The organism is Oleiphilus sp. HI0043 (assembly GCF_001634935.1).
In genome coordinates, this window is sequence record NZ_LWEY01000298.1 from 1 (window position 1) to 725 (window position 725).

Genomic DNA, 725 nt, shown 5'->3' on the forward strand with positions numbered 1-725 from the left:
CCAATTCTGGCTTCTTCGCCTCGGCCAAGAATATTGGGTGCAACAACCGCCACTAAAAGACCTAGGATCACCATGACCACCATTATCTCGATTAGCGTGAAACCGGATTGCTTAACATGTGAACGTTTCATCTTACTTCCTTATCTAAGTAGGTATTTATAATTTCTTGTGATAACTGCACAACCAAAGTGGCCGACGATTTTATACCAAAATCTATGCAACCAAATTACTCATATTCAATATAGGCAACATAATCGCCAAGACAATGACCAAAACCACGCCGCCCATAAAGAGCAACATGAGCGGTTCAAACAAACCAACGATTGTTTCGATTAGTCCTTGCAGATCGCTTTCCTGATGCCGTGCTGTTCTTTCAAGCATTTCATCCAACTCGCCACTAGACTCGCCGCTGGCGATCATATGAATCATCATTGGTGGAAAGTAGCCTGTTTGCTCAAGAGAATTGTGCAAGTTTGCACCTTCACTCACTTTCTGCGCTGCTTCAGCTAAGGATGCTTTGAGGCAATCGTTTGTTAAGACCTCGGAAGATATGCGCATCGCATCAACTAAAGGCACGCCGCTACTATTAAGGATACTAAGCGTACTAGCAAATTGAGAGGTATTGGAGCCCCTCGAAATCTTTTGAATAAATGGCATACCTAACAAGCGCTTATGATACGCAAAGCGGAAGCCATCTTTCTTTAGCATGACCTTAAAGCCCATAC

2 protein-coding genes are annotated in these 725 nt (G+C 43.4%); both read right to left on the reverse strand.

Features of this window, described 5'->3' with window-relative positions:
- The coding region (locus A3729_RS30475) for a prepilin-type N-terminal cleavage/methylation domain-containing protein (protein WP_156497647.1) at nucleotides 1-131 on the reverse strand (131 nt) is incomplete at its 3' end.
- 82 nt (nucleotides 132-213) lie between these two features.
- Nucleotides 214-725 (reverse strand): type II secretion system F family protein (locus A3729_RS04225; protein ID WP_082882002.1); only part of this gene is annotated, 512 nt, incomplete at its 5' end.